This window comes from Sphingobacterium paludis (assembly GCF_004364125.1).
Lineage (GTDB): Bacteria > Bacteroidota > Bacteroidia > Sphingobacteriales > Sphingobacteriaceae > Sphingobacterium > Sphingobacterium paludis.
Genome location: NZ_SNZV01000005.1, coordinates 37,732 through 52,130 on the forward strand (window position 1 = coordinate 37,732; position 14,399 = coordinate 52,130).

At 45.4% G+C, this 14,399-nt stretch carries 11 protein-coding genes; 3 read left to right on the plus strand and 8 right to left on the minus strand.

Features of this window, described 5'->3' with window-relative positions; all coding sequences use genetic code 11:
- Window positions 1-66 precede the first annotated feature (66 nt).
- Entirely contained in the window at window positions 67-1,122 is a 1,056-nt protein-coding gene (locus B0I21_RS10465; RefSeq protein WP_133640431.1) for an NAD(P)-dependent alcohol dehydrogenase, read from the minus strand.
- 413 nt (window positions 1,123-1,535) lie between these two features.
- Between B0I21_RS10465 and B0I21_RS10470 the strand changes: the two genes are divergently transcribed.
- The 3 genes from B0I21_RS10470 to B0I21_RS10480 all read left to right on the plus strand — a co-directional run bounded on the left by B0I21_RS10470 (window position 1,536) and on the right by B0I21_RS10480 (window position 3,235).
- A complete protein-coding gene (locus B0I21_RS10470; protein WP_133640432.1) occupies window positions 1,536-1,991 on the plus strand; it encodes a VOC family protein in 456 nt (151 codons plus the stop codon).
- A gap of 247 nt (window positions 1,992-2,238) precedes the next feature.
- Entirely contained in the window at window positions 2,239-2,790 is a 552-nt protein-coding gene (locus B0I21_RS10475; RefSeq protein ID WP_133640433.1) for a hypothetical protein, read from the plus strand.
- A 187-nt stretch (window positions 2,791-2,977) separates the two neighbouring features.
- Window positions 2,978-3,235, plus strand: coding sequence for a hypothetical protein (locus tag B0I21_RS10480; protein ID WP_133640434.1), 258 nt, complete (start codon window positions 2,978-2,980; stop codon window positions 3,233-3,235).
- Between the two features lie 242 nt (window positions 3,236-3,477).
- Here the strand turns inward: B0I21_RS10480 and B0I21_RS10485 are convergent, their stop codons facing one another.
- The 7 genes from B0I21_RS10485 to B0I21_RS10515 form a co-directional block, all read right to left on the minus strand.
- On the minus strand, window positions 3,478-4,620 hold the full coding sequence (locus B0I21_RS10485; RefSeq protein WP_133640435.1) for a PepSY-associated TM helix domain-containing protein: 1,143 nt from the start codon (window positions 4,618-4,620) through the stop codon (window positions 3,478-3,480).
- A gap of 87 nt (window positions 4,621-4,707) precedes the next feature.
- Complete coding sequence (locus B0I21_RS10490; RefSeq protein WP_133640436.1) at window positions 4,708-5,940, minus strand: hypothetical protein; 1,233 nt, start codon at window positions 5,938-5,940, stop codon at window positions 4,708-4,710.
- Window positions 5,941-5,954: 14 nt separating this feature from the next.
- Window positions 5,955-8,363: a TonB-dependent receptor gene (locus tag B0I21_RS10495; protein WP_133640437.1), complete on the minus strand. Its 2,409-nt coding sequence runs from the start codon at window positions 8,361-8,363 to the stop codon at window positions 5,955-5,957.
- Window positions 8,364-8,444: 81 nt separating this feature from the next.
- Entirely contained in the window at window positions 8,445-9,704 is a 1,260-nt protein-coding gene (locus B0I21_RS10500; protein ID WP_133640438.1) for a hypothetical protein, read from the minus strand.
- A gap of 3 nt (window positions 9,705-9,707) precedes the next feature.
- Complete coding sequence (locus B0I21_RS10505) at window positions 9,708-10,451, minus strand: hypothetical protein (protein ID WP_133640439.1); 744 nt, start codon at window positions 10,449-10,451, stop codon at window positions 9,708-9,710.
- A gap of 747 nt (window positions 10,452-11,198) precedes the next feature.
- Entirely contained in the window at window positions 11,199-11,717 is a 519-nt protein-coding gene (locus tag B0I21_RS10510; protein ID WP_243836033.1) for an RNA polymerase sigma-70 factor, read from the minus strand.
- 319 nt (window positions 11,718-12,036) lie between these two features.
- Complete coding sequence (locus B0I21_RS10515; protein ID WP_133640440.1) at window positions 12,037-14,397, minus strand: outer membrane beta-barrel family protein; 2,361 nt, start codon at window positions 14,395-14,397, stop codon at window positions 12,037-12,039.
- Between the last annotated feature and the right edge of the window lie 2 nt (window positions 14,398-14,399).

The window sequence follows — 14,399 nt, forward strand, 5'->3', positions numbered from 1 at the left end:
GTCAGACTTGGCGGGGACTTATTCTAATTTACTATAGCGTGATATGCGCCTTCAAATCGGGCTAACTTAGTTTTTTAATGAGGCCATGTCAATCACAAAGCGGTATTTCACATCGCCTTTGAGCAATCTTTCGTAAGCATCATTGATCTCTTGCATATTGATTAGTTCAATATCTGAAGTGATGTTATGCTCACCACAAAAATCTAGCATTTCTTGGGTTTCGCGGATGCCGCCGATCATGGATCCAGAGAAACTTTTACGAGCCGGAATGAGACTAAACGGCGCTACGGGTAGCGGATGTTCGGGCGCACCAACCAACGTTAAGGAGCCATCACGCTTTAGCAAACTTAGGTAAGCATTAATGTCGTGGGATGCAGATACGCAATCTAGTATAAAGTGTAGGCTTCCAGCATTTTTACGCATTTGATCTGCATCGGTTGATAATATGATTTCGTCTGCACCTAGACGTTTTGCATCTTCTACTTTCGATGCAGATGTCGTGATTACTACGACGTGAGCGCCCATCGCCTTGGCTAATTTAACGCCCATATGCCCTAAACCGCCAATCCCGACAATACCCACTTTTTGTCCTGGTCCAACGTTCCAATGACGTAGCGGGGAGTAGGTTGTAATTCCTGCACACAGGAGCGGTGCGGCAGCTGCGGGATCCAGGTTTTCTGGAACGCGTAGCGTGTAGCTCTCGTCCACGACAATCGTTTGCGAATAGCCGCCAAAGGTTTGCACACCTAAATGTGCATCGGGAGAATTATAGGTGCCGACGTTTCCTTTCTCACAGTATTGCTCCAGACCTTCTTTACAGCTTTCGCATTCCCGGCAGCTATCTACCATACAGCCCACGGCCGCTAGGTCGCCCACTTTAAATTTACTGACGCTCTCGCCAACCTTCGTGACGCGACCTACAATTTCATGACCGGGAACGTTAGGATAGATGGTATTGTGCCATTCATTACGCGCGGTATGTAGGTCGGAATGGCATACGCCACAGAATAAGATTTCGATTTCAACGTCCGTAGCGGTTACGGCTCTACGTTCAATGCTTATTTCCTTCAAATCTGCTTCTGCCGCATCCGTACCGAATGCTTTCACTGAAAATGTACTCATAAGGATAGTTTTTATGTTTATTTGCTGTTTCCGTGTCTTCTGACAAGTTCTTTAAGAAAACACATATTTTTCTAAACTGTTTTCTTGTTGGTCAAAGAGCACGAACAATTAAACACAAACTTACTGCTAACTTAGCGAAACTACTTTGCTGTGCGGCTCAAATTTTAACCGAAGTTATTATGGAACGAGGATTATGCTCCATTTTGCATAAACAACTACGTACGTCATGTAAAACGACGGTAAAAGTTTAAATTCTCACCCAATTTGTGCGTTTTTTATCAGCATAACTACTCAAATTCGTGCTACGTGATCAAGAGAAGTTCGCGAAAACGATAGACACAGTATTTGATAGCGTAGTAGGTTGGATCCGCTGCCATATGGATTTTACACAGTATCGAAATTTAATTCAAAAAATGATAAAAGGAATTTACGAAACGCACGTTCAGGTAAGTAATCTGGAAGAAGCAATACTATTCTACACCACGGTGTTGAAGCTGGAAGTGGCGTACTTGGACGAAGGTAGGCGGATTGCTTTTCTATTTATGCCCGGAAATGATAAGACGAGTATGCTGGGTCTTTGGGAAGAAACTGTCAATTTGCAGCGTCGCCATTTCGCCTTCCATTGCGACAGAGATTTTATTCTGGATCATGCGGTAGGTTTCTTGCAAGAGCATAACTTACAACCCTACAATTTTTTGAAGGATGGAACAACAGCGCCGATGGTATTTTGCTGGATGCCAGCCTTGGCCATTTATTTCAATGATCCCGATGGAAACCAACTAGAGTTTCTAGCGATGTTGGATGGCGAAAGCCAGCCGCATTTAGGTGTATTGTCCTACGCAGACTGGGTCAAACAACAAATGAAATAAAGTTTTCTCACGAGGTATTATGCCGCTGTTTTCTGTTATATGGAGAGCATGGACATCAACAAATGCCTTTCTTACTAAAAATATGATTTAACTGTAGTTTTGTCGGCCAATAGGGTAGACAGGGACTGATTTTTGCATAAGCTTGCTTTCGCCTTATAAAAGGAGGCATTGGCGTAGTGCGTTAAGCTGTCGCCTTACAAATCGGTAATCTATATCTTAAAATTTGAATATTTATTATTTTATCACCATGAACAACAAACACACAACCTTTAAAGCTCTTTTGTTTCCTGTAATTATTGTATTTGCGCTGCTTGCAAGCTGCGGCCGCTCAACGCCCGATCAGCTTTTTCAAACCACGATCTTGAATACCAATATACTGCATGGGTTTGGCTCGGAGCGCTTTACGAAGAGTCTGCATGATGAAACGGTTGAGTTTCCCGATGTGCCTGCCAGTAAGAAAAATGGCAATGAAGCGCAGCAGGTCGTCGAGGCAAAAATTGCGTACATCGAACAAACCATTAAAAGAATTGAAGAAAGCGGCGCTCCAGATGATGAGGGCGAAATGATTAAACAAAAATCGTTGGAGCTTTTTAACTATGCTTTACCCGTATACAAGAAAGAATATTTAGCGCTTGCAACTATGTGCGATAAAAAACAACCGGAGAAAGAAATCCACGATGCATCAGCGCATATTATCCAGACATATGGTCCCGCATTCGAAGAGAAATATGTTCATCTGATTGATCTCGGCGAGCAGTATGCATTGAAACACAATATAAATGCGTCGTTTGGTAAATAGTTCCTTAAATTATTTTTAAACGAGGTGGCGCCACTGTGTAGTCGCCACCTTGCTTTTTTCGTTAAAGCTGGTAGATTCGTTGATCGTGCAATATCTACAGTTTGTGCTAAAACGATCTAATATCATTTTTTCAGTAGAAAATAGGCGATTTCTTAAAACCAAAAGCCCTCGACGACGTTCAGAGAATATGAAAATTACCGGAAGCGAAGATATTATAGCTGGTATTCTAGATAGCTTGGATGACAGCGTATTTGGCGCTGGTATAAGGACGACTCATAGCATCACTTTTCAATTTAATGATCTTGAAAGCGTCGTGGAATTTAAACGAAATGATGAAGAGCCGGTGCGTGCGGAAGATGCATTTTGGTTGGGCTTTGTTGCAAAAAGCTTCGTAGGTCAAAAAATAAGAAAAAAAGAAGCGTATGTGCTTCAGCGTAGTCGCTGATGCTTTCTTTCCTTGAATAGGTTCAATCCAATTTTAACTAGGGCATGTATTTTTTTGATAGTATTTCAGCAAAAACATGCGCATATTGCAGCTAATCAACCCTTAAAAGCTACACAACTATAGCTCACAACGTACAATCATTTTTGCCCTTACTTTGCAAAAACAAATGCATTGATCAAATCTCTCCGAGTATGCTGCTGGTTCTTTGCCTAACATATTCATAGACACCATGCGGATAAATCTTAAGCTAATGCGGGTTTAACAACCTTCCTTTTGCCTTTAGTCGCGTTTTTCCCCTTATGCCACCACACATAGAATCCCGTGATAGGCAATGTTGCGCAGATCAAACTAGCTAGGAAGTAGAGGATCTTGGTCGTCAGTCCGCCGATATAACCTGTATGCAGCCCGAAGTTTGAACGGGAGATCCACTCGCCGCTTTTTGCTTCACTTATTGGCTTTTGCGAGCTCGGGAGCAACTCCATGCTGTACCGATCAAAGCGTAGGTCGCGCCAGCTGCCCCGATACATATCGGTACAGGCATATACCAAGTTATCGTCATCCTCAGGGATGTGAACAATCACCGCGTCTTTATTTTGCATGGCTATTTCCGTACGAACCTTATGCCATATGGCATCGGCCACCTGTAGGGCATCTGTTTTGACGCTATTTTCTTGTATGATTTCCGTTGTTGTTTGTCGCGGCGGTCGGGGGTAGCCACCCGCAAGTTCAATAACGGATTTGCGCAACCAAGGGAAGGACATCATCATCGCCGTAAAGGCCATGACTAATGCCAATATCAGCGAGTAAAAACCCAACACATTATGCAAGTCATAGTTGATACGCTTCCATTTCGTTTTCCAGTCGATGGTAAAGCTTTGCTTGATCATACGCTTGTTCCAGCGTTTCGGCCACCATAAGATCAATCCAGAGAGCGTAATAACGAAGAATAGCAGTGTCGCCCAGCCCACGATAGGGCGTCCTATTTCTGACGGGAGCCATAAATGCCGATGTCCCTCGTCCATAAAATGGAAGAAATCCTCATGGTCTACCTCAGCCAAGATATGTGCATCGTAAGGGTTAACAAATAACAGCGTATCGCCGTCGCTTACACTAACTTTAACTGGTTTCCCGTGACCGTAATACCAAAAGCTTTCCATTTCCTTTTGCGGATGTACAGCTTTGATTCGCTCATAAAGCACGCTAGGGGACAACATTTCACTTCCAGATTCGGTCGTCGGTGAAGCGCTGTATAGCCAAGAATACTTAATTTCTTCCTCGAACACCAGCGCGCAGCCAGTGATGGAAAGGATCACGACAATAATGCCTGATGCCAAGCCCAGCCAAAGGTGAAGCCAGGCATTGATCTTTACTAGTGTTTTTTTCATGTTCTCGGAATCTCTTCAGGATAATTGATAAAAAATATCCTCCGGTCAACAGATGAGACCGGAGGATCATAGGTAGTATATACAAACTTATTTTAGGCGGTAAAGCATGGGCGTATCACCATCGGCACCGTCGATACGTGCTCCGCGCGTCAATTTATCTGCCGCCGAGTCGTATTCCCAAACGTATACACCATCCGCTTTCGGGTCATTCACTGCAATGTATGCTTTGCCATTGTGCACGACGCCAGAGCGCGAGTTGCCCACCAGTGGAAAGTCTAGTTTCTTCACCACCTGTTGCGTGTTCACGTCGATAATAAGGTATTCCCACATAGCCGCATACCACCAGTCGTTGAATTCCTTGATATTGGTTTGCGTATCATGCGCGCTAATCAACATCGCTTTACCATTTCCAATGTAGGTTACGCCCAATTGATTGTCGCCGCCGCGCTGCGCGCTGATATTAAAGAAATAATTTGGATCAAGCTTGCTTTCGCCATCTTTCACACGGTATATTGCGGTTGGCATAGCTGCCTTACCACCGCCCAACACCGGCATCGGAATGGTCAGAATATAGGTATAACCATTATCGTGGAAGTTGCTGAAGTAGGAATTTCGTACAGTTCCTAGTGGGGCAGAACGTGAGTCTTCTCCAGTAACCTGTAAATTACTTAGGCTTGGATAGTCTATGACCGCTGTGTATGATTTATCGTAATGTATCTTCGTTTCTTCGTTGTATAATCCATAGGCAAGAAATAGTTTGCTGCCTTGCGGAATCACGGAAAATACCCGACGACTATGGTTTGCCGGAACACCGGTTTTTTCGAACTCGCCGCTTTTGGTTACCACCATATTTTCTACATCAACGATAGCATAGTAATTATTGGAGCGCGCCCCAAACATCAGTTCTGTATCGCTGAGCCAAGCGTGCCAGCCCAAATACAAGCTCGGCAGTTGAGAGAAAGGAATCTCGCGGATGGTTTTCAATACACCATCTTCGAATCGGTATTTTCCAAATTTATTAGCTTCCGGATTTACATGGTAGATATCCCGACCTTTTTGCATCAAGTTTTCTTCCCAGTTTAGGATATCGGATACGTTCGTACCTTTGCCTACCGGCGAGATAACGCCACGCATCAGATCCTCAATAGGAAGCATATAGCGTCCGTTGTCGGTTCCGACAATCACGGCAAATTCAGGGTCTACTACATCATCTATTGCCGGCGCATCATCGTTCTTACACGAGGTCGCCGTCAAGCTTACAGCGGCGAAAGCCAACGCTATCGCCCATACACGTTTTTTTGTGTGTGCTAATTTGATCATATCAAATGTGTTAATTAATGAATATTTAAATTGTAACGAAATTTTAAAGAGGCAGATCGTCCGGGTTTCTGGAGCTTGGAATTGTCGTAGGCAATCTGGTCGGTCAGGTTGCGACACTCCAAGGTGAAGTTGTAAAGGCCATTCCTAAGGGAATAGGTCAACCCTACATTCTGGATCCACTGCGTAGGGATGTAGTAGTTGGTCGATCGATCACCCAGCTTGGACCAAGTGGTCGAGTATTCGTTGACATACTGCATAAACCAATTGAATTCCAATCGTGTGCCTACGCCCAACAGATCGTTCTTGCCGATGATGAAGTCTGTATTCCCATATAGCCAAGGCTTATCCGGCAGTCTATTGCCATAGGTCACTTTGATGCGGTTTGTGCCGCGAACATATTGTTCCCGGTCTACTGCGCTTTCGTAGCTGGCATTGGCAGTGAACTTTAATAGATTTCCGTACGAATAGGTGATCTCCGCTTCCGCTCCCTCGACCTGTATCCCGCCGTAGTTATAGTATTGGCTAAAGCTCTCTGACGAGCCAGAAACCACCCCCGGCGGCGTGCGGTGTATGTAGTTGTCTGCATTCCGGTAAAATATGGCTGCACTTGCATAGATGCCATGCTTCTCTCGCAAAATTCCATTGTAAAAAATGCCTAGATTGTAATTATCACTACTTTCGGGAACCAGTCCAGCATTGGGGTATACATCTACGCCGTTTCCAAAAAGTTCCACTAGGGTTGGCAAACGATAAGCGTGTTCGTAAGACGCTTTCACGCCAAGCCCGTTAGTAAAGACGTAACTGGAAGCCGCTCCATAGCCCAAGTAGCTTTTAGACTGCCGGCTTTCCGAGCTATCTGCATTTTCTACACGCCCGCCAAAATGATAGTATTTGCTAAACAGTTGATTGCGCCACTTCTTCTCGAAAAAATCGTGCATGTAATTTAATCCCAGCACATGGCGGCTCACGCGGTTGTTCTGTCGGAAGCTGTGGTTGTAGGGGTCAATCTCATTGTAGCTTTTACGATGATTGCCGGTAAATGAATGCGTGAGGTTCACGATTTGTTTTGCGGTTATCTCGTAGTTCAACGTGCTTTGCACTAGGCTGTTATAGCCTTGGTAATGCCGTATGGATTTGGTCAGGTTGATCTCGCCCGCTTCCGGGAAATAGCTGTCTGGCCGACCATCCCATCGGTATACACGGTAGGAACTGGTATCCGTTACTACTGAGCGATCGTTCGCAAAATTAGCAAAGATGGTGGCTGACAGACCTTCTGCAAAGAGGTTTTCCTTGCGATAGCGCAGGCTAGGGACGATACTTCGGCTCGTTTCAAACACGTGACCGTAAACCTTTTGTTGCGTAGCACCGGTCTGTACCTCGTTATAAATGTTGTTGTAGGTAAGGCCCAGCACAAATACATCGGCCCATCGTTTGCTAGATAATCCGGCTTCTACCTGCGTCATATACGATCGGTATGCATCGTGAAAGCGCTTGGCAGAGGAAATGGTATCAAACTGATTGGAATTGTTCGGGTTTACTACATCCAGGTAAACGCGGGCTTCCGGATTGCTATACATGCGGTAATCGTTATCCGAATAATTATAAAAGGAATTGACATTGACATGCAGCCCTTTTTTCGGGTCGGTGTAGCTTCCACTTAGCCCTGCCCGATGCGTGTTAAACGAGCCAAAGCTATAGCTGGCATCGATCGACTTGCGACGGTCACGTTTCGTGATGATATTGACGGCACCGCCCAAGGCGTCCGAGGTGAGATGCGCTGGGATGACACCCTTGTATACTTCAATACGCTCCACAATATTCACTGGAATATTATTAAATGACATGCCGCTGCCATAAGCTTCAATAGGCACGCCATCTATAAAAAATTTAATATGATTGCCAGACATCCCATTGATGGAAAAGGAATAGTTAGAGCCTAATCCACCTTGTTCCCGAACGCGAACGCCCGTACTTCTATTTAAGATTTGATTGATGTCGGCATTCGTGTTTGCATATTGCTGGGTCTCAATCACGTTGACGTTAAAGCCAGATTGCAACATCTCTTTGGTTTTGCTTTGCCCAGTTACCTCCACTTGCTCGATATGCTCAGCAGATTCTTCCAAGGTGAAATTGACTGTTGTGGATACACTTGAATCAATACGAATCGTTTTCTGCTGGCTTTTATAACCCACTAGCTGGGTTTCGATGGTGTATTCGCCAGATGCTAATGCCGAAAGCGAATATTTCCCGGATGCATCCGTTCGTGTAGCTACGGCTTCTTGCTGTCTGATACGTATGGTAACGCCTTCCAGCCCTTGATTATCTTTACTTTTCACCCACCCATTTACGCCCGCGACCTGTCCGTATGCTCCACATACGGCGATACACAGGAGAAGACAAAGTCTCCATTTAAGACCTAACATATATTTATTTAGATTAATGACACATAAGAAAGTAGCGTATGCGTGTCATTACCGAAGGTCAGGTGTAAAAAAAAGCCGAAATTATCGGATTTTATCCAATCGTAGGAGATAATCGATTGAAAGTTTAGGACTTAGGTAACGGGTAGCTTTCTTGGAATTCAAGTCATAACGCCATACGCTATGCCGATCGTCTGCATCATCAATGGCAATGTAGAGGTCGTTGCCTTGCTGAACCAAGTTTTCTTTGCGGGTACCTTTATCAAGCGGAAGAGGCAGTTTTGCCATCTTGCCGGATCGCAGATCCGTCAGAAAATAATCAAACTGATGTACCAAGTGGTGATTTGAAAAATCCGCAAACTTGTCTGCCTGTTCGCTGCGCACCAGCGCCTGGTTATCACCCAGGTACCAGAAGCCATAAGCATGGTTACCGATCTGCTCGGACACATTGATCATAAACTGTTGATCAACCTGTTCTGTACCATGTTTCCTTCGGAATATAGCTGTAGGCAGATGCATGGCGTTTCCAGCAGCAATCCCAGGTCCGCTCATAAAATAAAAGTCGCCATTTTCGGCTGTGCCACTATATGACTGTATGGTATTGATCCCGCCAGGGTTGGCTGATCGAGTGTCTTTTTGTTCCGATAATACGCGGAGTGAGGCGAAGTCTAGCGTCCGGTAATACATCGTATCTATTGTGCTGTATGCCGTGCGACTCAGCATCTTGCTGTAGGCATAGGCTATCCATAGTTTATCGTTCTGGTATCGTAACAAGCCCAGGCTGAGGATATCAAAATCGTTTACAGCTGCTGGTAAAGGCAGTTCGGCCTCGCGAAGTAACGAAAAGTTCTTGGTGTCAATTTCGTAAAAGCGCGCAGTCTCCTGTCCAGCATGTACGACATTACAGATTAACAGGGTATCCGAATCATTTTTCCAGTGGTATTGTTCGATGTTGTCGTTAATCAGTTGTATCGAATCTAACGCCGCTAAGCCGTCGAATCCGATTCGGTATTGAATTAAGTAGTCCGTCTTTGGATTAACTTGGTAGAGATGTCCCTTCCGCAAAATGAATTCCCGATTGAACTCGGCGTGTGGTATCGGTGCAGTGGATATGCGCGTCCAGCTGCTATCAATGAAAATAAACGTGTTTTTGCCAGCTTTACTGGCAAATAAGGAGTACGCAGGCACAAAGGGATTGTTTGTGTCGGGCGCTAGCAACTCTTGTTCGCTGTCGCTGTCTGAGCTTCCTCCAGATGTATTACACGAAACTCCGAGACCGGCTGCTACAAAGGCTATACATAGGGTTATAAAATAGGTAGGCGAGGAGCAGGTAAACAGGCGCATTGTCTAGGTGAGGTTAAACTGCTTACGAATATGTTTTTGAAGAATAGGCGGCAAATATTGGAGCTCACGCTTGGAGAACACCATCAATTTGCTGGTATTGGGATTCGTGGATATATAGTAAACTTGGCCTTGGCGAAAATCAAAATCTGTTTTCCCATATTTATCATGCAACACGAAATCTCGCTTTGGCGTAAAAAGTACGTCGCCTGATACGGTAATGTTTTCGCTTTGCAAGTTGATTGAGGCAGAGCTATTTTGACTCAGTGTTAACGCGAAGCCATCTTCCTCCCAAAGCATCAATGATTGTTCGGAGTTAGTTGCATTAAAATTCCCCGATTTGCTGTTGCTCTTAGACAGCGTCCACCAATCTATGCACAAGAATACAGCTGCTGCCGCCGCAATGGACAGCCAAGTAGGCGCCTGCCGGAAGGACCTTTTGCGCAGTTCGCGGTAGCCGACCGAGGAGGAAGACCAGGCTTTTTTTGTTTCCATAGCTGAAGATGGGCGCTGCATATGTGCACTGATGTTGTGCCACAGCTCCTGTTTGACGACCCGATCTTTCGCATCGCTCTGATTTGCCGAGGTTGTGTTATCCTGCTCGACGCCGAGATCCTCCACGGATAGCGATTCATCCAGCGCTAAATCATCAGCATCCATCCAAAGTCTTACGGTAGCCTGTTCCTGCTCGGTACATTGACCAAGTTCATAGCGTTCCAAGAGTTCTTTGCTGATCTTCAACTTATCCACAAAACAAAGATAATATATATTTGCGAGTATTGTGTAGGGTGTATTGCTTGACTAGTATGTAGATTATAGTACTTAGTATGTAGAATGGGTGAAGTGGGTAATGCGTAGTGCGTAATGCGAAAATGAACGTCCTTGCGAGGAGGCACGAGGAAGCAATTTTCACTTTTGCTTTAGCGAGACTACTAGGTTGATGGATCATGCGTAATAGAGGTATGTTTTAGATGCGTAGTATATAGTACTTAGTATGGAGAATGGGTGACGCGTAGTGCGTATTGCGTAATGCGAAAATGAGCGTCTTTGCGAGGAGGCACAACGAAGCAATCTTTCTGGGGCAGTAGTGAGAATCTAGATATTAGTAGTGAGATGTTAGGATGCAGATTTTGGTATTTGGAAATGCGATCTTTGACTTTCAAATTATCATTCTTGCATTTTAACTCTTCACTTTTAACTTGTAACTTCTCACTTTTGACTTTTAACTTTTAACTTTTGAATTTTTACTTTCAATTGCACCTTCCTTTATTAAACGGCATGTCGCATCAGTTTTGTTGCGTCTGTAGACATTTGGCTTTGCACTATCCAATAAGGATGCAACAAAAGTAAGCGACGGGGTTTTGGTTCCTTTTGCCCTACAAAAGGAACGCCATGTCCTGGCTAAGGACGGAAGGGATGAGGGCTGGACAAACTGTTTAATAAATAGAAACTTTACCCTAAAAGGAAAGGCCTTATCTTGACTAGGAAAAAAGGGTTTCAATAACATCTTTTTAGCGCTAATCGCAGTGTAGAGACGGCCTTGCTGATGTGGTACTCGACGGCACGTTCTGAAATAAACAGCAGCCCGGCGATCTCTTTGTTGGTCAGGCCTTCTTCCCGGCTCATTTTAAATACGTTTTTGCATTGTTTGGGCAGTGCTTCAACCAGTGCATGCACCTTTCCATTCAGTTCTTTCCATTCCACCTGCTGGTCTTCATACTCGATCTGCGCTGTGTTTAAGATCACATCATGGTGCCGTTGCCGAGTTGATTTGTTGCGGATGTATTCCATCGTTTTAAGTTTTACTGAGCGCAGTAAATACCTTTCGGCATCCTGTATATTGAGCGCTTCACGTCTTTCCCATAAGGATTTAAAAATATCCTGCACAATCTCTTTGGCATCTTCCTCGTCCGTAGTAATCTTTACCGCAAAGGCATACATACGTTTCCAATACCGCTCGAACAGTTGCTCGAACGTAGCATGATTAACGTGTATAGGCGATGTTTGTTGATCCAAGGCAGCGCAAATATACAATTATTTAGAATTATTATAAATAATGTTTTTGTTTTCCTGCAGCTATTTTTCAACGGACAATTTGTATTTTTTTTCGTCTTGCGCTCCCTGTCTTCTCTGCTATTACTAATCCTTGTTCACACAGTACCCGGATGTTGCGATATATCGCCGCATAACTGTGGCATTTGCTTAGCAGATTGAGCTGCATAAAGATATAATCGGCGTATACCGGATGCGGTTGTTCGTTTAATACGTCCAATATAGCCTGCTGTGTTTTATTGTGGCGCATAACATTATTCCTTTAATTTGCGTAAGCTTCGTATCAATCACCAAAGAGGTAGCTTAATGAGAGCATTACCTTTCTGTTGTCGGGATAGGCGGAGTTCCTAACGACCAAGTCGCCATAGGTGCTTGTATAACGGGGGTTGCCGTTACGGATTAGGCCTGTGACGGCCAGTTTTAGCATGGCCCGATCGTTGATCAGCTTCTTTTCTGCGGCTAGGTCTAAGCCATAGCGTTCATCCGTTCGCATGGCGCCCGTCGTTACACCCGAGTTATAATAGCCCGATATCTCTGTACGCAGGCCCCAGCGCAACTCCAGGGTATGGCGGCTGTTTGCCGACCAGCTAGAACCTTCCGAATCCAACACGATGTCTTCAATCTCGCCACGGTATCGGTTGTGGAAGGCATTGGCATAATGATTGGCCGACCACCATGAGCTTATGCGATGGTTGTACATCACGCTGGCACTGTAGTTTTTATAGTTGCCTATGTTCACTGGGCGCGTCAGGTTTTCGCCGGGATTGCTTCCTGCGCGCGCAATCCAATTGATTACGTCATAACCATAGCTCATACTGAGCGTGCTGATGAGCGAATTTTTATAGGCATGGCCGATCTCGCTGATATAGCTGCGCTCGGGCTTCAGCTCTGGATTACCTTCGGAATAGGTAAAGGCATCCTCGTAGATCCGAAAGGCATTGATATCGTGATCTCCGGGCCGCTCGATGCGGCTGCTGAATGAACCACGGATGCTATGATTATCATTCATGTTATACAACAGAAAGCCATTAGGAAACAAATCGAAATACCGCTGACGGCTGATGTCATCAAGTGTTAGTTGATTGGCTTTGATAAAGGTATATTCCCCACGCAAACCGGCCTGGTACTCGAAGCGCTTTATTTTTCCAGAATAGAGCAAATAAGCCGCCTGTATATGTTGTGTGTATTGAAATTGGTTGGAGGTATTGGCATCACGCTGCCAGTCGTCGCCACGCAACGTATCATTGAGCACGTCATTGTCAATAAAGAAATAGGTGGCCTTCCAGCCCATTTCCAGCTTGGCCTGCTCGCTAAAGGGTTTGCTGTAATCCAACCGTCCAGCATAGGTCGTATTAGTCAGCTCTTGTACGTTCGCCCGTGCTGACGTACGAATGTTGCTGCTCGGTAGGTCGTTTATATCTGTCCGAAAACGGTTGTTATAATCGTTGCTGTGGGGCGCGTAGTCGAAGTTAATTTTCAAAAAATGATCTTCACCAGCATACTTATTGACGTAATTGATGTTGAAGTTTAGGTTGTTAAACTGTTCATCAAAATTATTCTGCGTGCTGGCAAATTGTGTGATAGAGCCGCTGCTCGTGCTGGTTTCCATAGCAATTAATGCGCTGCTGATGAAGCGTCCACGAAGCCAGTGAAAGCTGGCATCGAGGACGCCACCATCTTGAAACTCGTAGCTGGCGCCTGTGCGTAGGCTGTGAAATTTACCTGGGCTCAGCTCTTTTGTTTCCTTTTGCCGCTGCGTAGTCTGGAGCTGACCACCGTTGAAAAATTGACGTTCTATCCGTGTGCTGTCTTCCGAGTATTCCCTTCCCACCGAGCCGTTCGCATAGATATTTAGGCCGCTGACTTTGTAGTGGATACTTCCTCCCACGGTTCCTTGCGAACGTCGGGTTTGCGAGCCGCGCACAAATGCGTCTCCTCCGAATCCATTTCGTTTGTTTCGCTTGGTCACGATATTGATAATGCCTGCGGTTCCGGCGGCATCTTCCCGGGCGGAGGGGTTGCTCATCAGTTCCAGTTTCGCGACATCGGCAGCTTGCAACCCACGTAGGAGGTTGGACAGTTGTGCGCCGGTGAGGTAGGTTTCGCGTCCGTCGATGCGTACATTCGCGCCTGCTCGACCTTGTATGGAAAAATTCCCTTTGCCGTCTGATACAATGCCGGGTGTTTTTTCCAGCAATTCCAACATATTATTGCCCTCAGCGAGTACGGAATTCTCGACGTTCACGACCAATTTGTCCACATATTGGCGGATGGCCGGCTGCTGCCCACTCACGGAGACAGCCGCAATTTCCGTGGCTTCGTCGTCGAGATACACATCCTCCATGTATCGTTGCTGTGCGGCGCTGAGATCCAGGTAAGGCGAGTGGTATTCGGCGAAGCCTAATGCCCTTACCTGCAAGGTATAGCTGCCGTTTCTGTTGATGTGCAATTGATAGCTGCCGTCTGCACCGCTCTGTTGCTGGACAACTTGCGTGCTGTCGGGCAAGTGTAGCAAAGCTACCGTGGCGCCTGCCAGCGGAGCATGGCCCGCCGTCAGCACGCGGCCTTTAATTGTTGTTTGTGCATAAAGTGTAGAAACAACGGATATGCATAGTAAGGGGAGTAAGCGAAATGATAAAGTCATGT